This is a genomic window from Ralstonia sp. 110700041-2 (assembly GCF_056280165.1).
The window spans coordinates 95,170-120,002 of the sequence record NZ_JBSFAI010000018.1; the positions used below are offsets into that span (position 1 = coordinate 95,170).

Below are 24,833 nucleotides of genomic sequence, written 5' to 3' on the forward strand. Positions count from 1 at the left end.
GGCGACACATGTCCGATGGATTTTCTGTTTTGTGAGGTGGATGCCATGAGCGAGGCGATGCTCCTGTCTTACGACCCTGTGCAACATCTACTGCCACAGCCGACGTCCCGTGCTGCGCCGGCAACCATTGCACTGGCGTCGCCGCTATTGGATGGCGGCAATACGTTGATTGCAGCGCTGACCAGGCGCAAGAGCGTGCGGGAGTTCGCGCCCACGCCGCTGTCGCTACAGCAGCTCAGCGAATTGCTGTGGGCGGCGAATGGCATCAACCGGCCGGAAACAGGCGGGCGCACCGCGCCTTCAGCGCACGGGCTGAACGAGATCGACATCTACGTCGCCCTGCCGGAAGGTGTCTACCAATACGAGCCGGTGGCGCACCGGTTGCGGCTCAAGCACGCCGTCGACGCGCGCAACCTTACCGGCTATCAGGATTTTGTCGGCAAGGCGCCGCTCGACCTGGTGTACGTGGTGAACCATGCACGTGCAGACCAGATGCCGGAAGCCGTGCGTGAAACCTTTGCCGGTGTCGCGGCGGGAGCGATCTCCCAAAACGTGTCGCTTTACTGTGCCTCCGCCAAACTGGGTTGTGTGGTACGTGGCTGGCTCAATCATCGCCTTCTGGCAGAAGCCTTGTCGCTCAATGAAGACGAAGTGCCGGTGCTGGCGCAGACGGTCGGCCACCCGGCCGCCGAGCGATGAGGTATGAGATGAGCCACGCATGTCGTCTTTTGCCACGCGGCCTTTTTGCGGCATTGGCTTTGGCCGCCAGCGCGCACGCTGGCGCAGTCGGTCCCGATGCTGCGGCTCCAGAGGTGCGCTTCCAGAACGAGATCGCCTATGTGTCAGGAGGCGTTGGGAGCGACGAGCGCGACGCCATGCGTGCGATGGCACGCCGCTTCAACGTGCGGCTGAACGTGGTGTCGGCCAGAACCAGCGAGGCGTTGTCGGATGTGGATGTGTCTGTTGCGGATGATCGCGGCAAGCTCCGTTTGCGCGTGCGCACGGAGGGGCCGCTCTTGTATATGCGCTTGCCTCGCGGGCACTATCAGATCACGGCCGCGTATCGCGGTGCGATGCAGACCGTGAACGTGAGCGCAGGCGCGCAGCCGGTTGATGCCGTCGTGCGGTTGCGCACCGAACCCGGACCAGACGAGTGGCTCCTGTGCCAGCGCGGATGCCCGCGCGCTGGCGCACGTCCGACGGCGCGATGAGGCCGTCATGACAACACATCGCATTGCGCTCATTACCGGTGGCATGGGCGGCCTGGGCGAAGCCATTGCCATCCGTCTCCATGCACAAGGGCATCGGGTTGTAGTCACCCATTCGATGGGCAATACACATGTGACTGCATGGATCGCGGAACAGCATGCCCAGGGGCGGCTGTTCCAGACGTTCGCGGTGGATGTTGCCGACTACGACGCTTGCCAGCGATGCACGTCCGACGTGCTTTCGACCGTCGGCCCGGTCGACATTCTGGTCAACAACGCCGGCATCACGCAAGACATGACCTTCAAGCGCATGACGCTGGATGCCTGGCGGAACGTGCTGGCCACCGATCTCGACTCCGTCTTCAACATGACCAAGCCGCTGTACGAAGGCATGATCGAGCGCGGTTGGGGCCGCATCATCAACATCTCGTCGGTCAACGGATCGCGGGGCGCGTTCGGGCAGACGAACTACGCGGCGGCCAAGGCCGGCATACACGGGTTCACCAAGGCGCTGGCCCTCGAGTGCGCCGCGAAGGGCGTGACCGTCAACACGATTTCGCCCGGCTATCTCGCCACGCGAATGACGCGCGATATTCCCAGCGACATCATGCAAGAGCGGATTCTTCCGCAGATTCCCGTAGGCCGCCTCGGCCGGCCGGAGGAAGTGGCTGCCTTGGTGGCCTTCCTGTGCGGCGAGGACGCTGCCTACGTAACCGGCGCCAATCTGGCCGTGAATGGTGGCTTGCACATGCAATAGCGCGTGTGCATGGCCACGACGCCTCAAGACTGTGACGAGCGTTTACTACCGGCTTCCAAGAGCATTCGTTCCACGTGCGAGAAGGCCTCGTGAAGTGCGACGTATGGGTCCTCGTTGGAGGTGTTGCTCGAAATATGCGTCTGATGCGGTGTGAACACGTGGACGTTGACGTCGAAAGGCTTGCCCTGGTGCTGGTGCTTGGCACCCACGGCAAGGCTGACGCGGCACCGCATCAGATCGGCACGAATACGCTTCAAGCGGTCTGCATGCTTGATAACCGCTTCTTCGACGGCCTTGGAATGCGGAATTCCCTGGAAAGAAATATCGACTGGGACGCTCATGGTTTGGCTCCGATTGGTCTGGTTACTGATGTGGAAAATCATGTGTTCATTCTTGACCGCACGATTTCCGGCACCTTGACTCGGATCAACCCGATGGGCACGGCGTACGACATGTTGCGCTGCAGATACAGACTGTCCGAGGTGGTGTGCGCATGTGGTCGTCACATGGTCCGCTTCAACAACGGAAGCAGCGTGTGGAGCGTGTGCGCATTGAGCACGTCTGCCTGCCCCAGCCACGCCCGGCGGGCCTGCGTGACACCAAGCGGCAGGTTCAGCAGATCGGCCGGGCTGTGCGCGTCCGACGCAATGCTCACGAGCACTCCCTCCGCCTTTGCCAGGCGGCATCCAATGTCGGCCAGGTCGAGGCGCGCGGGCTGCGCGTTGGCCTCAACGTAGCAGCCGCGCTGGGCAATGGCGGTCAGCACCCGCTTGAGATCCACGTTGCAGGCGTTGCGCTCGCCGATCAGGCGGCCCAGCGGGTGGGCGAGGATGCTGAAGTGCGGATGATCGAGCGCGCGCAGAATGCGCGATGTCTGTTGATCAGCCGACAGGTTGAAGTGGCTGTGGATGGCGCCCACCACAAGGTCCAGGCGGCCCAGCACCGAATCGGGCAGGTCCAGTGCCCCGTCCTCCAGAATGTCGACTTCAACCCCCTTGAGCAGCATGGGCCAACCCTTGTGTTCGGCATTGAAGCGGTCGATGTCGTCGGCTTGTGCGGCCAGGCGCTCTGCGGTGAGCCCGTGCGTCACGGCAATGCGCGGCGAATGGTCGGTCACCGCCAGGTATTGATAGCCCAGCATGCGCGCCTGTGCTGCCATGGCTTCAAGGCTGGCGGTGCCATCGCTGGCGGATGTGTGGACATGAAGATCCCCCTTGATGTCGGCCTGCTCAACAAGGGATGGCAGTCGGCCCGACTGCGCGGCTGCGATCTCCCCGTGGTCTTCGCGCAGTTCGGGGCAGATCCAGGGCAACCCGACGGCGCTGTAGACCGATGCCTCCGTCTGGCCGGCAATGCGCTCCTTTCCTCGGAAGACGCCGTACTCGTTGATCTTCAGACCCTGGGCCTGCGCAAGCTTGCGCAGTGCGATGTTATGAGGCTTCGAGCCGGTGAAATACACCAGCGCCGCGCCGAAAGCATCGGGCCGCACCACCCGCAAGTCCACCTGCATGCCATTTTTCAGGACGACGCTGGCGCGGGTGGGGCCTGCTGAAATTCGGGTGGCAACCTCGTTGTAGTGCACGAGATGCTCCACGATCTGGGCGCGTTTTCTTCCCGTGATGAGCAGATCAAGGTCCCCCACGGTGTCTCGCCCTCTGCGGTAGCTGCCGGCAACGACGAGTTGGTCGACCAGCCCGCTTGCCAGCAGGTAATGCGTCAATGCATCGGCACACGGCTTGGCGATTGCCAGACCGTAACGGCGATCGCGCGTCAAGCGTGCGTTGAGGGCTTCGAGCAAACGCTGTTCGCTTCGGGCGCCAAAGCCATGCAGTTCGCGAATGCGGTGAGCGGCCGCGGCCCGGGCCAACTCATCCAGGGATGTGATGCCCAGTTCGTGCTGTAACGCGCGGGCCCGCCTTGGGCCTAGGCCAGGCAACTGGAGCAGTTGAAGCACGTACGCTGGAACCTCGGTCCGCACGCGCGTGAGCATGGCGCAGCTTCCCGTTTCGACGATCTCGCGCATCTTTGCCGCGAGGTCGACTCCCACGCCCGGCAAGGCGGTCAAATCGGCGCCGCGTGCCAGCATGGCGTCAACGCCTTCGGTCATGCCTTCGACCGTGCGTGCGGCGTTGCGGTAAGCACGCACCCGAAACGGGTTGGCCTCTTCAATCTCCAGCAGATCAGCGATTTCGTTGAAGATCGCGGCGATGGCCTGGTTCGCGGGGTATTGATAGGAAGCGGCCAAAGGCATGGGTCATCCTCTTGCGTGCACGTAGCTCCATCGTTTCATCTGGCCATGCCGGGGCCTTGCGGCACATCAAGCGGAACGCGTTGCATTGCAGGATCACGGCACACAGTCGAACCGCCTTGCGCGAGATCAACCCAGCAAACGCGCGCAGCCGTATCGTGGGCAGAGATCAGGGGTGCCTTCATGATCAAGCTGCTCATCCTCATCAACGTGGCGGCGTTCGTTGCAGAAGTCTTTGCGGGGGACGCGTTGCTACGAACCTTTGCGCTCTGGCCACTCGGCGTATCTGGCGGCGGCGTGGTGGGAGGATTCCTGCCGTGGCAGCCGCTGACATACGCTTTCCTGCACGCAAATGGCGCGCATCTGGCGTTCAACATGTTCGGCCTCTACCTGTTCGGGCGCGACGTCGAACGTACCGTGGGTGCGCCTCGGACTTGGCAGCTCTATCTGTCCAGCATCTTGAGTGCAGCCTTCGCGCAACTCGCTTTTACGGCCTTGAGCATTCTTCCGGCGGGGCCGGTCATTGGCGCGTCCGGGGGCGTATTCGGACTGCTTCTCGCGTATGCCGTCCTGTTTCCCAATCGCATCATCGTTCCGTTGATCCCGCCCATCCCGATGCCGGCGTGGGTGTTCGCGACGCTCTATGCGATTGTGGAGCTGACCCTCGGCGTGAGCGGCACCGAAGTCAATGTTGCGCACTTTGCGCATCTGGGCGGCATGGCGGGCAGCGGGGTGCTGCTTTGGCACTGGCTGCACGGCACCCCACGCGAGTCATAGGCGGTGCGGGGTAAGCGATGCGCACCCTCCATCCTTATTCGGAGCCACGGCTGTGAACACCTGGGTCTTCTCGTTGTGCTGGGCGATTCTGGTGTTTGCGTGCCCTGGAGCCAACGCAGACATGCCCGCCCTGGAACCGCACGTGGTGGTGCTCGTCTATCACCGCTTTGCACCGACAGTGGATAGCACCATGACGGTTCGGATGCAGACATTCGAGGCGCATTTACAGGCGATCGAGGCGGCGGGTTATCGCATCGTTCCGCTCGCAGACATCGTGCGCTGGCACGACGGCGAGCAAGGTGCACTGCCCGCAAAGGCGGTTGCCATTACGGTGGATGACGGCCATCGGTCTGTGTACGAGACCTTGTGGCCCGCGCTACGCAGCCGGAGCATTCCCGTGACGCTATTTGTGTACCCGTCTGCCATCTCGAATGCTCCATACGCGATGACCTGGCCCCAGTTGCGAGCGTTGGCCCGCACCGGACAGTTTGGCGTGCAATCCCATACGTACTGGCATCCGGACTTCCGCGTGGAGCGGATGCACCGAAGCGCCGATGATTTCACCAAGTTCGCCCGCGATCAGTTGCGCCGCGCGAAGGAGCGCATCGAAACAGAGATCGGAGCCCCGGTGCACGCACTGGCATGGCCCTTCGGCATCCACGATCCCGAGCTGGAGCGCCTCGCACGAGAGGAGGGCTATACCGCAGCCTTCACGCTGGACGCGCAACCGCTGCGGGCGAGTCAACCTGCCATGGCGTTGCCCCGATACCTGATCACCGATGGCTGTGGTGCGCAATGCATGGCGAACATTCTCAATGCAGCCGGGGGTGGTAATCATGAGTAGCCGCGCACACCTCTGGCTTGCAGCGGTCTTGCTCTCTTGGGCGCAGTTTGCCGGCGCTGCCGAGGTCAGGGTGATAGACGCACAGACCCGCGTTCCTGTAGAGGGCGCAATCACATTCGTTCACGGCGAAAGCGGAAAGACCGATGCTGCCGGTCTGATTACCATTCCAGCTTCGGCAGTGGAAGCACGGGCGACGGTCAGCGTCCGCGCCCCCGGCTATGCGCGTGCCGAGCTGGTGCTTGGCGGCCCGCTACCCGCAGTCGAGATACCGCTCAAGCAGATCAAGCCCCGGGCGGTCTACCTGTCGGTACAGGGCGTATCCAACCGTTCCTTGCGCGATGCCGCCGTCGCACTCCAGGGGCAGACGGCCATCAATGCGCTGGTGATCGACATGAAGGGCGACCGGGGCGACACACCTTACCCGAGTGCGGCTCGTGTGGCGGTGGGCGCAGTCCCCGAACAAAAAGACCGGGTGGCCCGCATCAACCAGTTCGCCGCCGTGATTCGGAAACTCCACTTGCGTGGGCTGTATCTGATTGCGCGCATCGTCGTGTTCAAGGACGACCGCTTGGCTCGAGCGCACCCCGAATGGGCGGTGCGTGATCGTGATGGAGAGGTCTGGCGCGATCGTGAAGACCAACAATGGATCGACCCCAATGTCGAAGTCGCCTGGGCCAACACGCTTGACGTGGCGGAAGAGGCAGCAAGACTGGGGTTCGATGAAATCCAGTTCGACTATCTGCGCTTTCCGGACGCCAATGGCTTGCAGTTCCATCAAGCCAACACGCAAGCACATCGGGTTGCGGCCATCACGGGGTTCCTTGCGCGGGCGAGAGAACGGCTGCGGGCGTACAACATTTACCTGGCGGCGGATATTTTCGGCTACGTCTGCTGGAACACCGACGACACGGCGATTGGCCAGCAGATCAACACGCTGGGCGCCGTGGTCGATTACATCTCGCCCATGCTGTACCCCTCCGGCTTCACATGGGGCCTGCCGGGCACCAGAAAGCCGACCGAGCAGCCCGGCGAGATCGTCTCGCGTTCGCTCGCTGAAGCGAAGCGCCGCACAGGTTTGCCTGGTGAGAGGTTCCGGCCGTGGCTGCAGGCGTTCCGGGACTATGCCTTTGATCGTCGCGAGTTCAACGCCGAGATGATTCGCGCCCAGGTCGACGCTGCCGATGCGGAAGGCACCAACGGGTGGATGCTATGGAACGCGCGCAATCGTTACGATCCAGCCAACTTGCCGCGATAGTCGCGGTAGTGACAGCGGCGCTGTTGGCCTGCATGCAGAGTGGGCAGGCCGCGCCCACAGCCAACGACCCTGGGCCGCTGGGTACGCCAGTGCCCATGCACGAGCTGGAAGCCGTAGTTGCTGCGCAGATTGCCGATGCCAATGTGGCCGGAGCTGTCGTCGCGATCGGTGAAGCCAATGCGGTGCGCGAACGTGTTGCGCTGGGTCAGCGATCCGCCGGTCCCGCCGAGCCGATGACCGAAGACACGATCTTCGATCTCGCATCGCTCACCAAGGCAGTGGCCACGGCCACGGCGGTACTGCAACTGGCAGAGCGCGGACGTTTGGAACTGGACGCGCCGGCCAGCCGTTACTGGCCGGCCTTCGGCGACGTAGGGAAGGCAGGCATCACCCTACGGCAATTGCTCAATCACACGTCTGGACTCCCTTCGGGCCTGGCTGCCCGATCGGAACTCCGCAGCCACGCCACGGTGCTTCACGCCATCGAAATCATGCCCCCGATAGGGGAGCCGGGGCGCAATGTCATCTACAGCGATCTCAACTATGTCGCCTTGGGCGAGCTTGTCCAGCGTGTCAGCGGGATGGGACTGGACGCATGGTGCGCGCAGCATATCTTTCGACCGCTTGGCATGCGCGACACCGCGTTCCGTCCGAGCCACAGGGCGATTGCCCGTATCGCGCCGACCATCGTGCGCAACGGACGATGGCTTCGCGGCAACGTGCATGATCCGACCGCCGCCGCACTGGGGGGTGTCTCCGGCAATGCGGGCTTGTTCTCCACGGCGGATGACCTCGCGCTGTTCGCCAGGATGCTTCTCAACGGGGGCAGCCTGGGGGGCCACCAAATCTTGCAACCGGACAGCGTTGCCCTGCTGTTGACGCCCGACGGTTCGACTGCCGTGGAGGCGACGCGCACGTTGGGTTGGGAAGTGCAGGCGCCGTTGATCCCCAACCGCTATCGCGCACCGCGCGTGGGGCTCGTTCAGCATCTGGGCTACACCGGAACCGGCTTATGGATCGACTTGGTCACGCGCCGGTTTGTCATTGTGCTCACGAGCCGCCTGTATCCGGACGAGCGGGGTAACGCCATGCCGTTGCGTGAAGCCGTCCTGAATCTGGTATCGAGCACTGCGCCGCTGCTCTCTGGTCAGCAGATCGCCACGCGTGCCCCGACCATGGCCGACGCTGTGATCAGCGCGGAACGGCGCTTACCCACGGCGGTGGGTCCCGTACGGACAGGCATCGACGTGCTCGAGGCCGGCGGCTTCGCACTGCTTGTTGGAAGGCGGGTCGGCCTGGTCACGAACCACAGTGGCTTCGATGCGCAGGGGCGGCGCACCATCGATGTACTCAGTCAGGCACCCGGTGTGCGGTTGAACGCGATCTTCGCACCGGAGCACGGTATCGGCACCGATCTCGACGCGCGCTTTGGTGACACGATCGACCCGCGGTCCAACGTGATCGTCCATAGCCTTTATGGCAACAGCAATGGCATGCCGCGCAGCGCGCTGGCCGATCTGGACGTCCTGGTGTTTGACCTCCAGGACGCCGGCGTGCGGTTCTTTACCTACCTTGCCACCCTGGGGGCGACGCTGGAAGCTGCTGCGAAGGCTCATATCCCAGTGCTGGTGCTGGACCGTCCCAACCCGCTCGGCGGTGATCTGGTGGGTGGGCCGGTATCCGATACGGCGGACCGCTCATTGACGAACTATGTGCCGCTGCCGCTTGTGCACGGCATGACGATCGGCGAGCTTGCCAGGTTGCTGAACGGGGAACTGCACATCGGGGCGGCGCTGCATGTGGTGGCCATGGAGCAGTACGACCGTGCAATGCGCTTTGCCAACACCGGGCTGGGTTGGGTTCCGCCATCGCCGAACCTGCGCGATCTTTCTGCCTTGGAGCGATATCCGGATGTGGGGTTGGTCGAGGGCGCACGTGTGAGCGTAGGCAGAGGCACGACGGCGCCGTTTGGCATGGTAGGAGCGCCATGGATGGACGGCGCGGCGCTCGCGCGAGAACTCAATGCGCTGGACACGGGCGCCATCTATACACCCGTCCATTTCGTTCCTGCGGAAGGGCCGTACCATGGCCGCTCGTGCTCGGGTGTGGCGATCCACCGGGTGTCAGCTCTGACCCGCCCGGGCCGCATCGGTTTAGCGCTCGCCCGCGTACTGTCGCAACGTTATCCCGAGCAGTTCAAGCTGGAGGCGATCCGCACGTCTGTCGGGTCGGAGACGGTCTGGGCGATGCTGCGTGACGGCATTGCGCTGGACGCGATCGAGCGAGCCTACACCGCACAGGCCGATGTCTTTCTTTCCCAGCGCGCGGCATATCTGCTGTATTGACGATGCCAGCTACGCGCCCAGATGGAGCCTGACAAGGCAACACCAGATGCGGCTACTTCGTCTGATTGCCGCCATCCGTATGTGGGTCGCGTTTGCCCTTTGCGCCTTCCGTGTATGGATCGAACTTGCCGCGTCTCGATCCCTCTGTGTACGGGTCACGCTTGGCTTGCGTGGCGCCATCGGTATAGGCATCACGTTTGCCCTTTGCGCCTTCTGTGTACGGATCGAACTTGCCACGTCTTGAGCCCTCTGTGTATGGATCGGGCTTGGCTTGCTTTGCGCCCTCCGTGTAGGGATCCACCTTGCTGGCTTTTTCTCCGTCGCCGTTCTGTGCCGTATCGGGCTGACTCTGCGCGTACACCGACGCAGAGGCTGCTGCGACGACGAGCAGAGTCATCATGAGTTTCCTGTGCATTTTGGGCTCCTGCAAACAAATCAAGTCCAACCGTTGGATCAAAACCTTTTCCATTCGGCACGTACATGTCCGATGGCTATTTCAAGAATAGGTAGCTACCAGAGACCCTCGTTGAGAGAAATCAAGCTGCTCTCTTTCGTCTGTGCCTGTGTGGCACAGGGCACATGGAAATTGTCTTTGGGCGGGCGTATTTCCATTCACAGCCACAAGCCGTCAGGCGCCTGGCGCGCTCCCGGACTTCGCTTGCGGCTGCGATGGCGATCGGGCTTGCGTAGCCGATGCAGCGATCGCGTTGAAGGTGTTGACCAAGGTCTGCCAGGAGTCAAGAGACGCAATCAACAGTTGTGCAGGAGATGCAGCCGTTCCGGGACGATGTTGGAATTGGTCGTTCCACTCTGTCGCCTGGCGCAGATATGACCGCTGCGCTTCATTGAGAAGGTCGGCCCACTGGCGAACAGTGCTCGCACTTTGGTTGGCTTGCAGCTTCATGTACGCGCTCTGCGCCGAGGCCAGTGCGGTCCAGTCTTTGACTGTATCCAACTGGCCCTCCAGCTGGGACAGGCTATCCAATGCGGTTTCTGCCATCTTGACGCGAAGGCGCGCGAGCTGAAGCTCGCTATCCACGAAGAACTCCGCAGCGCGGCTGGCATCGCGCATGGTGGCGCAGGCGAGGGTGCAGACGGCATCAGTAGGCTGTTGCATCACGATCTCCGGTTGATATGACTGGAGATTAGGCACTTCGGTATTGCCGGATTTGACCTGACGCAAGTCTCCAGATCGGCTTGTCGGGCGCTCCTGAGGGGTCGGTTCTCTTGGGGCGGTTAGCTGCCTGAGCCAAAGACGTTACGGCGGGGGCGATGCGTTTGGGCGTGATGTCGATCAACGCTCTCAGGGCGGTGTTGCCTAGCATGGAGTCATCCGCGCAAAGGGAGCACTTCGATGCGGGCAGGGCCTCTGAACCGTCCAGGCGGACCATCACCTTTGAGTACCGCTGTACTTGCAGATCGCTATCTTGCGCCCGGCGAAACGACGTGCAATGACGTATTCAAGCGGGTTGCCCATGCGCTTGCCGCTGCAGAGCAGCCAGACCAGCGCGCGCATTTCACGCGCTTGTTCTACGCCAATCTGCTGCAAGGTGCCATTGGAGCGGGGCGCATCATGGCGAACGCGGGAAGTGCGAATCACGGGACGATGGTCAACTGCTTCGTGCATCCTATCGGCGCTAGCGAGCAATCCGTCGCAGACGCTTCCGATGTCGAACGCGCTTTGCATGCAGCACAGCGCACCTTGCAGATGGGTGGCGGGGTCGGCTACGACTTCTCGGTCATCGCCCCTGCTGATGCTGAGCAGGCAACGTCGAACAGCGGAACTGGAAGCGTCTGTGCCGTCCTCGACTCATTTGATCGGGTATGCGCAACGCAGGCGCTCGTCAACACGCGAGGTGGCGCGCAGATGGCCGTTCTGCGCTGTGACCACCCCGACCTGGCCACTTTCATTACTGCCAAACGTGGGCGCAGGCGCTGGGCAACGTTCAACCTATCGGTTGCCGTTACCGACGCGTTCATGCGAGCGGTTGCCGATGACGGTCTCTGGTGCCTGCAGCATCGAGCAGTGCCCAATGCACAACGGCTGGCTACAGGCGCCCACGCGCTGTCTAACGGCAAGTGGTGCTACGCAGTCGTTCCCGCACGGCAGCTTTGGAACATGATCGCGGAAGCCGCGCATCACAGTGCAGAGCCGGGTCTGCTGTTCATCGATACGATCAACGCTGCCAATGACCTTGCCGAGATCGAGACGATTGCCGCAACCAATCCTTGTGGAGAACAACCATTGCCGCCCTGGGGCAGCTGTGTACTGGGGCCGATTGATGTATCCAGGTGGGTGCAGTGGCCGTTTGGAATGGGCGGTCAACCACTGTTCGATTTCGTCGGCCTGAGCCGGGCGGTGCGTGTTCAAGTCAGAATGCTCGACAACGCGATCGAGATCACACGCTGGCCGTTGCCTGAGCATATGCACGAGGCCCAGGCCAAACGCAGGATCGGCGTAGGCGTGACCGGCCTTGCCGATGCTCTCACAATGATGTGCCTGCCATACGACGCTCCGGCAGCACGATGCTTCGCCGCTCAGATCGGGCGATGCTTGCGTGATAGCGCCTACGCAGCTTCGGCCGCATTGGCATGCGAGCGCGGGCCCTATCCGCTGTTCAGTCCGGAACGCAGTCTTGCTCCCGGACATTTCAGCGCCGCATTGCCCAAGGCCGTGTGCGAAGCTGTCGCAAAGCACGGACTGCGCAATAGCCACCTCCTCTCCCTGGCACCAACGGGTAGCGTAAGCCTGGCGTTCGGAGATAACTGCTCCAGTGGTATCGAACCTGCGTTCGATTGGGTGTATCAGCGTCGCGTGCGTATCCAACATCGCGCGCCGCAGCTTTACCGTACTGAGAACCGCGCCTACAGGCTTTTCCGGGCGCTGTACGGACAGCGTGCAGCGTTGCCCGGCTACTTTGTCACCGCAAGGCAGATTGATGGGCTCGACCACTTGCGCATGGTGGCGACGCTGCAACCGTTTGTTGATGCATCCATTTCAAAGACGGTCCTTCTTCCGTGCAGCGCGTCGTGCGCACAGGTTGCGGCACTGCTCTTTCACGCATGGCAGTTGCGACTCAAAGGCATCACGATCTTCAGGCCGGACACCGGTCCGGACGACGTGCTCTCCGAGCTGCCCCCATTGGACGGTCGCCTCACGTGCTTCTGTTGAGCAACCCAGCCAGCGCTTAATCCAGATCGAGCTCTGGGTGGTCCGACAGAACGTCGGCGCGTGAACGGCAGGGGCGCAATGGGTCGTCCGGTCCAATCCATGCCGCGCGCACATTGGCGCAGATATCACGAAAACGGGTGGTGGGGATGCCCATGCGATTGGCCGCCGTGGCCCAGTGTGTGAAGACTTTCGAATGCACAGCCAGATACTTCTGGCGAGTGTCTGGATCTCGCGGAAACATGCCATCCGCGGTGGAGAAGTCGGGGCACCTGAGGTAGAGGTTGAACCAGAAGAGCGCAGCGTACGCCCGGAGAATCTCCTCCACCGACTCTGGGCACGTCGTATCGAAGGCAATCTGCGGGCAGGGGCAATCGGTCGCACAGAAAAATGTCGTACGCATGTTTGCGCGCTCCCGGTTATCCGACGTGTTGACGCTGTTGGGCGGCGGGATACGTTCTCAGTGGATTGGTGAGGGCTTCCACCGTAACCGTCATGTCCAGGCCGCCGACGCCTGGCAAGCGGAGCAGGGCCCTCTTCAGAGAGTTCAGCGGGCTGGCATTGCCGACGTGGCCGGCCATGCGAATGCGACCGTGCTCCGCGCTGACATGGATTTCGCTCGCCGATCGCGGGGCAAACCAATGGACGGCAGTCTTTGCCAGCACGGCAAGCGCTGGATCAGGGAGCAGACTGGAACTGGCTACCGGAAGAAATGCCGTCGCCAACGCGTCTTCGTTCATGGGCTCAAGGGGTGCCGCTTTTGCGAACGGAGGATGGACGAATGCTTGAGCGATCATGGCGAACTCGGTGTGTCGAAGCGTCTTGCTACCACTGTAGTAGACGGCTCGGAAGCGCATTTGATCGTGAGCAAAGCTGGAGCCATCGCCAGAAGCCTTCGAAAGGCTCCGGATTGTCTTTGCTATGCGTATCCGGCGTTGAACATGGTCGAGTTTGAAGTTTCATCCGACCGGTCAACGTAGCCTTCCCGCACATCGGCGATCATGCAATCCGTGGTCAACAACAGGGCGGCAATCGACACGGCGTTCTGCAATGCGGTGCGCACCACCTTGACAGGGTCGACAACGCCCAACTCCAGCATGTCGCCATAACGATCGGACGCTGCGTCGTAGCCGTGCGATCCCTCACCGGAGAGCACCTGGTGAACGACCGCCTGTGCATCGGCTCCTGCGTTGGCTGCGATCTGGAGCATCGGCGCGGCCAGGGCGGTGTGCACGATATGGGAACCCGCTTGTTGCTCGGCATTGGGCGCGGTCCATGCGTCGATGGCGGAACGCGCTCGGAGTAGTGCAACGCCACCGCCCGCCACGATGCCTTCCTCAACGGCGGCACGCGTGGCGTGAAGGGCATCCTGGAAGCGGTTCTTGCGCTCGTGCAACGCAGCCTCGGTTGCCGCGCCCACCTTGATGACGGCAACGCCACCGCTCAGGCGTGCAAGCCGTCGCTGAAGCTGCTCGCGGTCGTAGTCCGTCTTTGCCTCGTTGAGCTGTGCCCGCAATTGGGCAACGCGCTGCTCCACTGCGGCCTTTGCCGTATCGCCCGCGATGAGTGTGGTCGCATCCTTGGTGGTTTCCGTACGGTGTACGTGGCCGAGCTGATCAAGCGTCGCGTGCTCCAATGAAACGCCGGTCTGCGATGAGATAACGGTCGCGCCAGTCAGCGCAGCAAGGTCGGCCAGTTGCTCCGTGCGCGACTCGCCAAAGCCGGGCGAACGGATCGCGCAGCTCTTGAGCGTGCCGCGCAGATTGTTGACGACGAGCGTGGCCAACGCTTCGCCTTCCACTTCGTTGGCAATGACCAGTAGTGGCTTGCCGGTACCGGACACGGCTTCAAGAACCGGCAGCAGCTGGGTGATTGAGCCGATCGTGGCATCGCACAACAGCACCCGGGGCTCTTCCAGTACGACGGCCCGGCTTTCGGTGGTGGCAAAGAACGGCGAGAGAAACCCGCGGTCCACGCGCGCGCCTTTCGCGATCTCGACCTGGTCTTCAAGCCTCGAGCCGTCTTCCACGCTGATAGCGCCGTCCTTGCCGACCTGTTCAACCGCGCGCGCCACCAGCGAGCCCACGGTTTGGTCGCCGCTGGCGGAAATCGTGGCGATCTGCCGCATTTCGTCTACGGTCGTGCAGGGGCGTGCCATGTCGTGGAGCTGTTGCGCAACCACGGCGCCTGCGGCCTCAATGCCGCGCCTGAGCTGCATCGGGTCGTGCCCGGCTTCTACGTATTTCACGCCCTCGGCCACGATGGCGTGCGCCAACGTGGTGGCGGTGGTCGTACCGTCACCTGCGACCTCGCTGGTGCGCGCCGCTGCCTCGCACAGCAGCCGAGCGCCCATATCGGAAAATGGCTCGCGCAGTGCAATGGAGCGTGCAACCACAACGCCGGAGTTGGCGACCATGGGCGTCATGCCCGGCCGTTCGATGATCACGTTGCGTCCACCAGGCCCGAGCGTCACCTTGACGGCCCTGGCCAACAGGTCGATTCCGTTGAGCATCATCCTGCGGGCGGTTTGATGGAAGACGAGGGTCCTGGCTGTCATGGTCAACTCACATTGGGTCGGGTGTGCCGTGGCGTGCGGCTTCGCTTACAGAAACAGAAGGTGCCGCCGCCGGCATTGCACGCCACGCACGGGCTGTTGTCTTTCAGGTTAGCCATGACGGAGGGCGCGGGGTTGGGCTGGATCAAAGGTTGCGCCATATCAACGCGCTCCGGTGCGCATCGACCATTGTGGGGTGAGGGAAGCGAACGGATTCTCAAGGAGGAGCCGATCATGCTGCGGTTACAGAACCTCTTGCGGGCTGCGCTGGTTGCAGCGTCTCTCGTGTCGACACACGCGGCATTGGCGCAGGCACCCACCCCCGAGCCACTACACCATCCGAGCCCCGATTTCTGCGCGCAGATGCGCAATGCCCGGACACCGGCAGAACGCCGTGCGTTGATGCAGCGCATGCAGGATATTCACGGCTTGAACGAGTCGGATCGGATGAGCGGCCGTGCACGAGGAGGGATGCCCGGCGGCACGATGAACAGGCGATCGTGGCGGGCCATGTACGAGGAGGGGTGTCTGAATGAAGATGCTTCTGCCGTGCGTCCCATGCCACATGTGCAAGGAGGCGTGGCTTATGTGTCAGGTGGGGTCGGGCAGGATGCGGTGGATGCAATGCGTGGCGTTGCAGCGAACTACAACCTGCGCTTGACGTTCATCGAGCAAGGTGGGGCGTACGTTTCAGAAGTCGACACCCGTATTCGTTCCGCAGACGGGGCGGTGTCCCTGGTGGTCGTAACGGAAGGCCCGCTGCTCTACGCTCGCCTGCCGCGTGGCAAGTACCAAGTCAGTGCGTCTTATAACGGTGTGGTACGTCAGGGCACGCTTGTGGTGCCGGCACATGGAGCGATCGTGCGCACGATGACTTGGCCCCGCCAAAGGACTCGGTAGCGACGTCGGCAAACGATGTGTTTTTCAGGATGGCGAAGCATGCATGGCGCCGGCATTCTTCGCCCTGCCACTTCATTGATACGTGGTGGTTTCAACCGGAGTCAATACGGCATAGCGCGCAGCAAGCTCCCGGCCGAGCAAGATACCCGCGCTGAAGGCAAGCTCGCGGGAAACGTAGCCTTCAGCGCTAGCGGCGGAAATCCAGGACGAGCATTTTCCACCGGGCGACACGAACCGGCACTCGCATTCCCAGCGCTTGTCGCTTCGCCGCTTTGTACGAACATCCACCCAACCCCGCCCGGCTTGAACGGTCAAGCTCATATGCCCCCCTTGGCTGCGATGGTTGCTTTCGATTGCCCACGTACCATCTCGCGTCGCAACGCGAACTCGACTTCTCTGAACGCTTCGCGAAGTGCCGCTCGGGCGTCCTCGCCGGAGGCATGGCCCGAGAGGTGGCTATCGTGGCGTGTCATCACATCAATATGAACCCTGACGGATTGGATGGGTGTCTGCTGTCGAGGCAGTTGAATCAACTTGACGCGGCAACGTGCGATCTCCGCTTGAAACCTGGCAAGGCTGTTCGCCTGTTCGATGACAGCATCCTCAATCGCTTTGGAGTAAGGAAAGTCCCGAAATGAAATGTCCAATGGCAAGGTCACGCTCACACTCCTTGACCCAATGTCGGGCGCTGCCACGTCTTCAAGGGCAGCAGAAAACTTCAAGGTCGCATCCTGTCAACCGGATGACGCGGCCGGAACGTAGGCGCGCGGGCCGCGAGTAAGACCAGGATCGGCGCAGCGGAGAATCGGCGAATCGTGCAGCGATTTGCAGCCATCCGTCCTCCGCCGTTCTTGCGATATGCCGTCCGTTACATCAGCCCCCGTTTACGGGGATGGTCTTGGAAGCCGCCTGCGCCGCGTCCGTCTTGGGCAGCGTCACCGTCAATACGCCGTTTTTGAAGCTGGCCTGGATCTTGTCTGTATCGACGCCGTCTGGCATGCGGAATGACCGCTCGAACGCCCCGAAGTGGCGTTCATGCAGGTAGTAGTCCTTTTGTTTTTCTTCCTTCTCTTCCTGCTTCTCGCCTTTGATGGTCAAGCCGCTGTTGACCAGCTTGACCTCGACGTCCTTCTCTTCCATGCCAGGCAGGTCGGCTTTGATCTCGTAAGCCTTATCGGTTTCGACAACGTCTACTGCGGGCGCGGACGTCAATGCCCATTCGCGCCGCCAGAACGGCGCGATATCCAGCGCCGCGCGATGAAACGGAAAGAGATGAAATCCGCGGTCGAAATCATCGAAGACACGTGCAACCTCTTGCCGCAGGTTGTCGAATGCGCGCCAGGGTTGCATGCCACCGGCTTGTTTGGTCGATGCTTCCGTGCCGGTCTTCACGGGAAGCTTGGTATCGGATTCAGCCATGATGCGTTCTCCTATGCGGGTTCGGGGAGAAACCATTCTGGACGCAGATGCGAACAACATCTTGATGGGCATCAACCGTTCTATGCCGTCGATGTTTCGGCTCATGGCCCGTGTGCGCATTGCGTTTCACCGGCGATCACGCAAACGATCTCGCCCTTGCCCGAGCGGTATTGACGAGAGCTTTGGTCCCGTCGGGCCACCAAAACAGCGCGCATTCACGTTCCTGACCTCGATCAGAAGGCCATGTGCCAAGCGTTGGATGGGATTCGCCGTGCCACCTACGATGCAAGAGTGGAAGCACAGATCCAGGGGGCACGCGATGATCAAGGTGCTGATAGCGGACGACCATGCCGTCTTTCGTGAGGGATTGGGTCGGATCCTGAGCGATCGCGCACGATCTCTGCATCAGCAAGAAGAGGGTCAGCACCTATAAGGCTCGCATTCTTGAAAGGATGAACCTGCCAAATGACGTCGCCCTGATTCGGTACGCGCTCAGCCACGGGTTGGCATGAGGCTGGCCGGAGCGAGCGCCGCGGCGATGTCATTACATTGCCTTGGGCTCGGCACCGGGAGCTGGCAGCGGCAATTGCGGAGATGTGACCATCGTTTGCGGAATGGTGAGTTCGATCAACGTTCCGGATTCTGGCGACGATTCGATGCTTAAGCTGCCGCGCACAAGATAGGCGCGCTCACGCAAGCCCACAAGCCCGAAAGACAGATCCTTTCTCGGATGCGCGGGGTCAAAACCGATGCCATCGTCCTGCACGGAAAGCTGGACGATGGACGCCTCATAGAGCAGCCGTACATGTACAGCCGACGCGCCGGCATGGCGCGCTACATTGGCCAGGCACTCCTGCAGGACACGATATACGGTGGATGCAAAAGGCTCGGGAAGTTCCAAGTGCCCGGGTACGATCTTCAGTTCGCAATGAATGCGGTGCCGCCGTTGAAACGACTCGACAAGCCATCTGCACGCAGGTACGAGGCCGAGATCATCGAGCATGGAGGGGCGCAGATCGGACGCGAGACGACGTGTCGCTCGGATCATGTCATCTACGGCGTGTTCCATTGCGCTCAAGCGTTCGGCAACCGGCGCGTTCGTGGCATCAAGCTTGTGCTCCAACATTTGCATGTCGACCTTAAGCGCTGCCAGCGATTGGGCAAGCTCATCGTGAAGCTCGCGTGAAAGGCGCCGCCGCTCTTCCTCACGTGCCCTTGAGCTGATCGCTGCCAGCTCACGCAATTCCTCTCTCGAGCGCTCGAGCGCCTGCTCGGCACGCTTACGCTCGGTGATTTCCTGTCGAAGCTCGCTGTTCGTAGCGCTCAGTTGGGCGGTGCGGTCTTTGACGCGCTGCTCGAGATGCTCGTTCGCCGCGTTCAGCTGTTGCGTTTTCTCCAAGGCGCCTGCGCGCGCCGCGCTCTCGTTATCCAGTGCTTTCACCAGCATGGCGTAAAGCCTGGCATGTTCGATGATCAGCCCGACCAGAACAAAGCCGGAAGCGACAAGACCATAGGCGCGGCCGGCGTAAAAACCGAGATCGAACCGCCCGTGGTTGAACACGGCAGAAAGTGCCACCTCAAATGCCGAGGTGACGGCGACCACCGTACACCATAGATTCAGCAACGAGTGGCCGCGGTGCCGCCACAGAATTGCTGCGGCCAGCACATTCAGCATCCACACAATGCTGACTGTCGTTGACATGGCGCCGGTATATCCGTTCCCGCGCATGATGGCCGGCAGGAGAGACGGGTGGGTCGCCAGCGCAGTCAGCCCATAAGCCAAAAGCAGCACGGCGCCGGCAGCCCATAGAACGGGAGAGACGGCGCGCGACAACCTGATACGCCGTATTCGCTCGTTCTCTTGCAGAAGGGCATAGCCGATCAGGGACAGTGGAAACCCTCCGTGCCAGAACATGTAAAGCCACGCTGTGGTTTGCGGGCCCGCACCCAAAAGCCCCGATGCAGAGAACAGCCCAGGGAAACTGAGCATGTGCACCGCCGCGACCGTGGCGGTAAAGAAGTAGCCCGATGACAGGGCCAGCAATCCTGGAGAGCGGAGCAGGGTGAACTGCCCGACCAGCATCGCAGCGGTGACAAGGTCGTTGATGACGACCGCGGATTCATAGACGGGAATGAACCCCCAGACCGGCGCCAGCTGCCATTGAGCAAACGGCAATACGGCCACAAAGACCACGACGGACGCCAGCATCACTGCCGTGACCAGGCGCTGCTGATTGGGTCGGGGCAAGACGGTCGACAGGAAGATGCGGGGATTGCTCCCTGGGTCGCTCAAGATCACTCTCCAATAACTGGAACCGGTGCGCGCGGCGCGCTCGCACACGGAATGTGGTGCTGGACGTCTCTGCGAGGGCACCGAAACTTGTCAGGCTTTCCTGACATGCGGAGCGTTATCAGGCGTACACGCCTTGACTCGCCTCTGTAGTGTTCAACCTTAGCCTGCAAGCGAGCGTATCAATATGAGGCAGCGCAGATATCCCGTTGGTCGTCCTCAAGCGATCAATGAAGTCGAGCGCACGATCGCTGCCTGATCAACCGGCTGAGCCCCAAGATAGCCGCCGGCTGTAAGCACCTTTCCGCTGTATAAACGCGAGTCCATTTTCATGTCGAGCGAAATCAAGGCAATCCACGTAGCAAGCTTCCTGCGGCTGTCTGCCCACTACATCGACGGAGCACGGACAGGGGAAACCTGCCATGGTAAGAGCCGCGGGATCGAAACGCCGCTGCGCTGCATGACTATCGGATGCGTAGCAGACCCGGTCTATCGGTCATGGGAAGCTTCTCGTTGCCTCACGAGATACGCTACGACATCGTCCAACGTGACAAGGCGCGCATAGACGAGAATCTCAACTCCGCACAGACACGGCAGCATGGGCACTTCTGTCAGAGCAAGGGTGAGTATCGACGGCTCCTCGGGGGGCATATTGCTCCCTGCCCGATCCCCCAGAAAAGTGCAGCGCGAAGCGCCAATCCAACCGATGTTGAGCGCCATGGCGGCCTGGCATCAACCGGCGGCTTGACTGGCATCAAGCTGCGCCCGCGCGGCTGGCGAACAATGATTCTGTCCTTCCGTTGCGGCCACGAACATGAAGCCAGTCTTACGAGACGTCCTGCGCAGGCGCCTGCATCGGCATAAGCGGGGTAGGGATGCGGAACAGGCTAACGGCAGCGACGTCGTGTCTACCCTAGCGGCGACGTCGCCCACGAACCGAGGCGCCAGCGAGACCGTGACGATGCCCAGGCAACGGCATCCAGCTCCAATCGGCTTTTATCACCTTGAGCACACGGCGATCAGCGAGTGCGCTTGCGCGGGGTTGGCATGTTTTGCCGCCCGCGCCGATAGACCGGACCGCTGGCAGACCGCAGCCACGCAGACACCGGTGCTCTACTGCCTTGGCAAGTGCTATGACGCACCCAGTGACGGCGCGCACGATATTCGACCGCACGTGGGCGAACATGCGAGCCGAGCCGTGTTGTTAGGCAACGTGCTGCGCGGTGGCGTGCGCGATCTGCCGACCTATCGCCGCGGCGGGGCAGCGCTCGAGAAAGCTCGACGGATGGCGCCACAAGCGTTGGTGAACATGGTGGCGGCGTCCCGATTGCGAGGGCGAGGCGGCGCCGCATTCCCCGCAGGCATCAAATGGCAAGCCGTTGCCAGCGCATGCGCCGAAACCAAGTATGTGGTCGTGAATGCCGACGAAGGTGACCCGGGCGCGTTCTCTGATCGGTTCCTGCTAGAGGAGGATCCGTTCCGCCTCATTGAGGCCACTGCGATTGCCGCACACGCAGTAGGCGCAAGACGCGGCTACATCTACATCCGCAAGGAGTACCCGGATGCGGTGCGGGTCATGTCGCATGCGCTGGAACAGGCGCGTGTGGCTGGCTGGCTCGGGCCGACACTCGAACTCGAGCTGGTCGTGGGGCAGGGCGCCTACATCTGTGGAGAAGAGACGTCCCTGCTGAACGCGCTGGAAGGCCGCCGTCCGGAAGTGCGGCCAAGGCCTCCGCAGATCAGCGAGTGCGGACTGTTTGGCGCCCCCACGCTGGTACACAACGTCGAGACCTTGTGCGCGATCCCCTGGATCGTGACCCATGGCGCCGCCGCGTATGCCGCCCTAGGCTTCTCCAACAGCCGAGGCACGAAGTTGTTGTCTTTGAATTCTCTGTTTCGCCGCCCTGGGCTTTACGAAGTCGAGTTCGGCATCAGTCTGGCGGACGTCGTCGAGCAGCTCGGGCAAGGGTTGCGTCGTGGCAAGCTGAATGGGCTGATGGTCGGTGGGCCGTTGGCCGGCATCGTTCCACCGACATTGCTCGACACCCGGCTCGGCTACGAAGAGATGCAGACCATCGATTGCGCCGTGGGGCATGGCGGCGTCATCGCGTTTGCCGACGACACGTCCATCCCGCGCATCGTTGCCCAGGTCTTGCGTTTCGGCGCTCGCGAGTCATGCGGCAAGTGCACGCCCTGTCATCTTGGTACGCCCATTCTTGCAGCGATGGCGGATGCGGCGGCCAACCGTCTGCCAGTTGATGCGGACCGTTTTCGCCGGTTGATTGACGCATTGGCGGCGACCAGCTTGTGCGGACATGGCCGGGGGCTGGCCGAGTTTGTCCAGTCTGTGCGCCGCCACTATCCGTCGGAGCTGCAAGCATGGTGCGACTGACGATCGACGGCAGCCCATTGGAGGTGGCGGAAGGCGCCTTGCTGATCGACGCGCTGTCGACGGCGGGCAAGGCAGTTCCGCACGTGTGCCACGACAAACGTTTGACACCTTCTGGCGCGTGCCGCCTGTGTCTCGTGCTGGTCGAAGGCCAACGGCGGCCGGTTGCGAGTTGCACAGCCGAAGTGGCTGAAGGCATGGTCGTGCAGACGCGCAGCCATGCGCTCGACACACTGTGCCGCACGAATCTGGAGCTCATTGCCGCGCGCTATCCGCGAACGGCGTATGCCGCAGACCCGAAGCACCCGTTCCACCGTCTGCTGGCCGAATACGGTGTGCCGCCCGGGGGCAAGCACGAGGACGGATTTTTTACAGATGACAGCCATCCCTACCTTGGCGTCGGCATGGAACGCTGTGTCCATTGCGACCGCTGTGTACGCATCTGCGAGGAAGTGCAAGGGCAATTCATCTGGGAGACGATCGGGCGCGACGATACGACGCGCATTGCAATCGGCAAGGGGCCTACGTTGCTCACAGCGGGGTGCGTCAGTTGCGGCGCCTGTGTAGACAGTTGTGCCAGCGGAGCCTTGTTCGACAAACGGTCCGGCGTCAAGCCTACGGCTTGGACCCGTACGACGTGCGCATACTGCGCAGTCGGCTGCCAAATGGAAGTTGGAACGGCCGGTGGCCGCGTAGTCGTGGTGCGCCCTGCCGATAGCCCCGTCAATCGCGGGCATCTCTGCCTCAAGGGGCGGTATGCGTTCGAGTACAACCACGCCCCAGACCGTGTCACCCAACCGATGCTGCGGCGTAATGGAAGGTGGCAAGCGGTGGGGTGGAATGAGGCGCTTGGCTTCACGGCGTCACGGCTGCAAGACATCATCGCCACAAACGGGGCGGATGCCATTGGCGTACTCGGATCGTCACGTGCGACCAATGAGGAGAACTACCTGGCACAGAAGTTCGCCCGCGTGGTGCTGGGCACGCACAACGTCGACTGTTGCGCCCGCGTTTGCCATACCCCCAGTGCGAAAGCGCTGAAGACGATGCTTGGCATTGGCGCAGCCACCAACACCTTCGATGATATCGAGCATGCGAGCGCGTTCCTGATCTGCGGCGCGAACCCGACCGAGAATCATCCGGTCGTCGGAGCGCGCATCAAGCAGGCCGTGTCGAGGGGAGCGCAGCTCGTGGTCATCGACCCGCGCCGTACAGAACTGGCGGCGTTGGCCGACGTGCATCTGCCAGTGCGCGCTGGCAGCAACGTGCTGCTGTTCAACGCGTTGGCCGCCGCGATCATCGAGGAAGGGTGGGTTGATCGCACGTTTCTGTCCGAGAGGGTCATCGGCTTCGATGCCTTCGCTGCGCATGTCGCGGACTACGCTCCTGAGAGCGTTGCCGAACGATGTGGCGTGTCGGCTCCGGCCATTCGTGCCGCCGCCAGAATCTACGCCAAAGGGCAGCCCGCCATGTGTTTTCATGGCCTGGGCGTAACCGAACACCTGCAAGGCAGCGAAGCGGTGATGGCACTCATCAACCTGGCGCTGCTAACGGGCAATCTCGGTCGGCCGGGCAGCGGCATCAATCCATTGCGTGGGCAGAACAACGTACAGGGCGCAGCACAGATGGGATGCGACCCGGCTACCCTCACCGGCGCCCAGTCCATTGGCCAGGCGGGCGCGCGCTTTGAACAGGTGTGGGGTGCCAAACTGCCCGCCACGCGCGGGCTGAATGTCGTAGAAATGATGGATGCAGCCCAGGCGGGGCGGCTCAAGGCGCTGTGGGTGATGGGCTACGACATTTATCTCTCGCTGGCCAATGCATCCGCAACGGCTGCCGCGCTTGGCGCCTTGGATCTGGTGATTGTGCAAGACCTGTTTATCAACCAGACGGCTGCGGCGTTCGGTACGGTGTTTCTGCCCGCGGCATCGGCCTTCGAGAAAGAGGGCACCTTCATGAACTCGGATCGACGCGTACAGCGTGTTCATGCTGTCACGACGGCTCCTGGGCAGGCACGCTCCGACTGGTGGATTATCCAAGCGCTGGCTGCACGCATGGGCAAGCCGGAGGGTTTCGAGTTTGACGGCCCCGAGCAGATCTGGGATGAAGTGCGCGCGCTCTGGCCAGAGGGCGCCGGCTTGGCGTATTCGCGCCTGGACGGCGAAAACCTACATTGGCCGTGCCCTGACGAAACGCACACCGGAACACCCGTGCTCCACCGGGAACGTTTTTCCGGCGGCAAGACGGCCGCTCTGATACCGGTCGCCTATGTGCCGACGCCCGAGCGGCCAGACGATGACTATCCCTTTCTTCTGACCACAGGTCGCGTGCTGGAGCACTTCAACGCCGGCACGATGAGCTACCGCACCCCGAACGCAGCGCTACGGCCGTCGGACACGCTGGACATGGCACCAGCGGATGCAGCACGCCACGGCTTTACCGAAGGTGATGTGGTCGAGGTATCAAGCCGGTATGGTTCCGCGATCCTGCCGTTGCATATCAGCCATGCGATGCAGATTGGACAATTGTTCTGCAGTTTTCACCGCGCCGATCTCCTGGTCAACCGATTGACCTCTCCCGTGCGAGACCGGCTGGTGCATACGCCCGAATATAAGGTGACTGCGGTACGGGTGAAAAAGCGCTGCAACTGATCAGGACCAGTTTGAGTGACGTCCGTA

The 24,833-nt window shown here is 62.1% G+C and carries 22 protein-coding genes and 1 pseudogene; 12 read left to right on the forward strand and 11 right to left on the reverse strand.

The window, feature by feature from the left end:
• Nucleotides 1-45 precede the first annotated feature (45 nt).
• The 3 genes from ACUXH0_RS23220 to phbB are packed head-to-tail and all read left to right on the forward strand — an operon-like array spanning nucleotide 46 to nucleotide 1,965.
• A complete protein-coding gene (locus ACUXH0_RS23220; RefSeq protein ID WP_012430410.1) occupies nucleotides 46-699 on the forward strand; it encodes a nitroreductase family protein in 654 nt (217 codons plus the stop codon).
• Between the two features lie 8 nt (nucleotides 700-707).
• On the forward strand, nucleotides 708-1,211 hold the full coding sequence (locus ACUXH0_RS23225) for a hypothetical protein (protein WP_012430409.1): 504 nt from the start codon (nucleotides 708-710) through the stop codon (nucleotides 1,209-1,211).
• A gap of 7 nt (nucleotides 1,212-1,218) precedes the next feature.
• Nucleotides 1,219-1,965: an acetoacetyl-CoA reductase gene (gene phbB / locus ACUXH0_RS23230; protein ID WP_012430408.1), complete on the forward strand. Its 747-nt coding sequence runs from the start codon at nucleotides 1,219-1,221 to the stop codon at nucleotides 1,963-1,965.
• Between the two features lie 23 nt (nucleotides 1,966-1,988).
• On the opposite strand, the gene ACUXH0_RS23235 is transcribed toward phbB, so the two are convergent.
• Nucleotides 1,989-2,306 (reverse strand): HPF/RaiA family ribosome-associated protein, encoded by a 318-nt coding sequence (locus ACUXH0_RS23235; protein WP_012430407.1) that lies wholly within the window; start codon nucleotides 2,304-2,306, stop codon nucleotides 1,989-1,991.
• Between the two features lie 161 nt (nucleotides 2,307-2,467).
• Nucleotides 2,468-4,216, reverse strand: a complete 1,749-nt coding sequence (gene polX / locus ACUXH0_RS23240; protein WP_012430406.1) for a DNA polymerase/3'-5' exonuclease PolX — start codon at nucleotides 4,214-4,216, stop codon at nucleotides 2,468-2,470.
• 180 nt (nucleotides 4,217-4,396) lie between these two features.
• Between polX and ACUXH0_RS23245 the strand changes: the two genes are divergently transcribed.
• The 4 genes from ACUXH0_RS23245 to ACUXH0_RS23260 are packed head-to-tail and all read left to right on the forward strand — an operon-like array spanning nucleotide 4,397 to nucleotide 9,434.
• On the forward strand, nucleotides 4,397-4,990 hold the full coding sequence (locus ACUXH0_RS23245; protein WP_012430405.1) for a rhomboid family intramembrane serine protease: 594 nt from the start codon (nucleotides 4,397-4,399) through the stop codon (nucleotides 4,988-4,990).
• 52 nt (nucleotides 4,991-5,042) lie between these two features.
• Nucleotides 5,043-5,834, forward strand: a complete 792-nt coding sequence (locus ACUXH0_RS23250; protein ID WP_004634052.1) for a polysaccharide deacetylase family protein — start codon at nucleotides 5,043-5,045, stop codon at nucleotides 5,832-5,834.
• The gene (locus tag ACUXH0_RS23255) at nucleotides 5,806-7,089 is read left to right on the forward strand and encodes a putative glycoside hydrolase (RefSeq protein WP_012430404.1); all 1,284 of its coding nucleotides are present in this window, start codon (nucleotides 5,806-5,808) and stop codon (nucleotides 7,087-7,089) included. Before ACUXH0_RS23250 ends, ACUXH0_RS23255 begins: the two co-directional genes overlap by 29 nt.
• Complete coding sequence (locus tag ACUXH0_RS23260; protein ID WP_012430403.1) at nucleotides 7,044-9,434, forward strand: serine hydrolase; 2,391 nt, start codon at nucleotides 7,044-7,046, stop codon at nucleotides 9,432-9,434. The genes ACUXH0_RS23255 and ACUXH0_RS23260 overlap by 46 nt, the downstream gene beginning before the upstream one ends.
• Nucleotides 9,435-9,486: 52 nt before the next feature.
• Here ACUXH0_RS23260 and ACUXH0_RS23265 read toward each other — a convergent pair whose 3' ends face one another.
• On the reverse strand, nucleotides 9,487-9,834 hold the full coding sequence (locus tag ACUXH0_RS23265; protein WP_404944700.1) for a hypothetical protein: 348 nt from the start codon (nucleotides 9,832-9,834) through the stop codon (nucleotides 9,487-9,489).
• Between the two features lie 228 nt (nucleotides 9,835-10,062).
• Complete coding sequence (locus ACUXH0_RS23270; protein ID WP_249262970.1) at nucleotides 10,063-10,617, reverse strand: hypothetical protein; 555 nt, start codon at nucleotides 10,615-10,617, stop codon at nucleotides 10,063-10,065.
• A gap of 171 nt (nucleotides 10,618-10,788) precedes the next feature.
• Between ACUXH0_RS23270 and ACUXH0_RS23275 the strand changes: the two genes are divergently transcribed.
• Entirely contained in the window at nucleotides 10,789-12,606 is a 1,818-nt protein-coding gene (locus ACUXH0_RS23275) for an adenosylcobalamin-dependent ribonucleoside-diphosphate reductase (RefSeq protein WP_182594685.1), read from the forward strand.
• A 16-nt stretch (nucleotides 12,607-12,622) separates the two neighbouring features.
• Here ACUXH0_RS23275 and ACUXH0_RS23280 read toward each other — a convergent pair whose 3' ends face one another.
• From ACUXH0_RS23280 to groL, 3 genes are all read right to left on the reverse strand, one after another.
• Nucleotides 12,623-13,006: a hypothetical protein gene (locus tag ACUXH0_RS23280; protein ID WP_012430400.1), complete on the reverse strand. Its 384-nt coding sequence runs from the start codon at nucleotides 13,004-13,006 to the stop codon at nucleotides 12,623-12,625.
• Between the two features lie 16 nt (nucleotides 13,007-13,022).
• Entirely contained in the window at nucleotides 13,023-13,400 is a 378-nt protein-coding gene (locus ACUXH0_RS23285; protein ID WP_249262967.1) for a hypothetical protein, read from the reverse strand.
• 122 nt (nucleotides 13,401-13,522) lie between these two features.
• Nucleotides 13,523-15,160: a chaperonin GroEL gene (gene groL / locus ACUXH0_RS23290; protein ID WP_182594684.1), complete on the reverse strand. Its 1,638-nt coding sequence runs from the start codon at nucleotides 15,158-15,160 to the stop codon at nucleotides 13,523-13,525.
• Between the two features lie 231 nt (nucleotides 15,161-15,391).
• Between groL and ACUXH0_RS23295 the strand changes: the two genes are divergently transcribed.
• Nucleotides 15,392-16,057, forward strand: coding sequence for a hypothetical protein (locus ACUXH0_RS23295; protein WP_012430397.1), 666 nt, complete (start codon nucleotides 15,392-15,394; stop codon nucleotides 16,055-16,057).
• 72 nt (nucleotides 16,058-16,129) lie between these two features.
• Here ACUXH0_RS23295 and ACUXH0_RS23300 read toward each other — a convergent pair whose 3' ends face one another.
• From ACUXH0_RS23300 to ACUXH0_RS23310, 3 genes are all read right to left on the reverse strand, one after another.
• Nucleotides 16,130-16,378: a hypothetical protein gene (locus tag ACUXH0_RS23300; protein WP_004634075.1), complete on the reverse strand. Its 249-nt coding sequence runs from the start codon at nucleotides 16,376-16,378 to the stop codon at nucleotides 16,130-16,132.
• Nucleotides 16,375-16,779, reverse strand: coding sequence for an HPF/RaiA family ribosome-associated protein (locus tag ACUXH0_RS23305; protein WP_235201970.1), 405 nt, complete (start codon nucleotides 16,777-16,779; stop codon nucleotides 16,375-16,377). Before ACUXH0_RS23305 ends, ACUXH0_RS23300 begins: the two co-directional genes overlap by 4 nt.
• Nucleotides 16,780-16,930: 151 nt before the next feature.
• Entirely contained in the window at nucleotides 16,931-17,581 is a 651-nt protein-coding gene (locus ACUXH0_RS23310) for an Hsp20/alpha crystallin family protein (protein WP_249262965.1), read from the reverse strand.
• 281 nt (nucleotides 17,582-17,862) lie between these two features.
• Here ACUXH0_RS23310 and ACUXH0_RS23315 point away from each other — a divergent pair.
• Nucleotides 17,863-17,988: pseudogene (locus ACUXH0_RS23315) on the forward strand (LuxR C-terminal-related transcriptional regulator); the annotation flags it as partial.
• A 32-nt stretch (nucleotides 17,989-18,020) separates the two neighbouring features.
• On the opposite strand, the gene ACUXH0_RS23320 reads toward ACUXH0_RS23315, so the two are convergent.
• Entirely contained in the window at nucleotides 18,021-19,769 is a 1,749-nt protein-coding gene (locus ACUXH0_RS23320; RefSeq protein ID WP_004634082.1) for a sensor histidine kinase, read from the reverse strand.
• 1,195 nt (nucleotides 19,770-20,964) lie between these two features.
• Between ACUXH0_RS23320 and ACUXH0_RS23325 the strand changes: the two genes are divergently transcribed.
• The gene (locus ACUXH0_RS23325) at nucleotides 20,965-22,158 is read left to right on the forward strand and encodes an NADH-ubiquinone oxidoreductase-F iron-sulfur binding region domain-containing protein (RefSeq protein WP_249262964.1); all 1,194 of its coding nucleotides are present in this window, start codon (nucleotides 20,965-20,967) and stop codon (nucleotides 22,156-22,158) included.
• Nucleotides 22,146-24,806: a formate dehydrogenase subunit alpha gene (gene fdhF / locus ACUXH0_RS23330; protein WP_012430393.1), complete on the forward strand. Its 2,661-nt coding sequence runs from the start codon at nucleotides 22,146-22,148 to the stop codon at nucleotides 24,804-24,806. The genes ACUXH0_RS23325 and fdhF overlap by 13 nt, the downstream gene beginning before the upstream one ends.
• Nucleotides 24,807-24,833: the final 27 nt, after the last annotated feature.

Bases quoted from the DNA above. Each gene is read 5' to 3' on its own strand.
- ACUXH0_RS23220 (WP_012430410.1), top strand. From the start codon at position 46: ATGAGCGAGGCGATGCTCCTGTCTTACGACCCTGTGCAACATCTACTG.
- ACUXH0_RS23225 (WP_012430409.1), top strand. From the start codon at position 708: ATGAGCCACGCATGTCGTCTTTTGCCACGCGGCCTTTTTGCGGCATTG.
- phbB (WP_012430408.1), top strand. From the start codon at position 1,219: ATGACAACACATCGCATTGCGCTCATTACCGGTGGCATGGGCGGCCTG.
- ACUXH0_RS23235 (WP_012430407.1), bottom strand. From the start codon at position 2,306: ATGAGCGTCCCAGTCGATATTTCTTTCCAGGGAATTCCGCATTCCAAG.
- polX (WP_012430406.1), bottom strand. From the start codon at position 4,216: ATGCCTTTGGCCGCTTCCTATCAATACCCCGCGAACCAGGCCATCGCC.
- ACUXH0_RS23245 (WP_012430405.1), top strand. From the start codon at position 4,397: ATGATCAAGCTGCTCATCCTCATCAACGTGGCGGCGTTCGTTGCAGAA.
- ACUXH0_RS23255 (WP_012430404.1), top strand. From the start codon at position 5,806: ATGCAGCCGGGGGTGGTAATCATGAGTAGCCGCGCACACCTCTGGCTT.
- ACUXH0_RS23260 (WP_012430403.1), top strand. From the start codon at position 7,044: ATGGAACGCGCGCAATCGTTACGATCCAGCCAACTTGCCGCGATAGTC.
- ACUXH0_RS23265 (WP_404944700.1), bottom strand. From the start codon at position 9,834: ATGATGACTCTGCTCGTCGTCGCAGCAGCCTCTGCGTCGGTGTACGCG.
- ACUXH0_RS23275 (WP_182594685.1), top strand. From the start codon at position 10,789: ATGCGGGCAGGGCCTCTGAACCGTCCAGGCGGACCATCACCTTTGAGT.
- ACUXH0_RS23280 (WP_012430400.1), bottom strand. From the start codon at position 13,006: ATGCGTACGACATTTTTCTGTGCGACCGATTGCCCCTGCCCGCAGATT.
- ACUXH0_RS23285 (WP_249262967.1), bottom strand. From the start codon at position 13,400: ATGATCGCTCAAGCATTCGTCCATCCTCCGTTCGCAAAAGCGGCACCC.
- groL (WP_182594684.1), bottom strand. From the start codon at position 15,160: ATGACAGCCAGGACCCTCGTCTTCCATCAAACCGCCCGCAGGATGATG.
- ACUXH0_RS23295 (WP_012430397.1), top strand. From the start codon at position 15,392: ATGCTGCGGTTACAGAACCTCTTGCGGGCTGCGCTGGTTGCAGCGTCT.
- ACUXH0_RS23300 (WP_004634075.1), bottom strand. From the start codon at position 16,378: ATGAGCTTGACCGTTCAAGCCGGGCGGGGTTGGGTGGATGTTCGTACA.
- ACUXH0_RS23310 (WP_249262965.1), bottom strand. From the start codon at position 17,581: ATGAGCCGAAACATCGACGGCATAGAACGGTTGATGCCCATCAAGATG.
- fdhF (WP_012430393.1), top strand. From the start codon at position 22,146: ATGGTGCGACTGACGATCGACGGCAGCCCATTGGAGGTGGCGGAAGGC.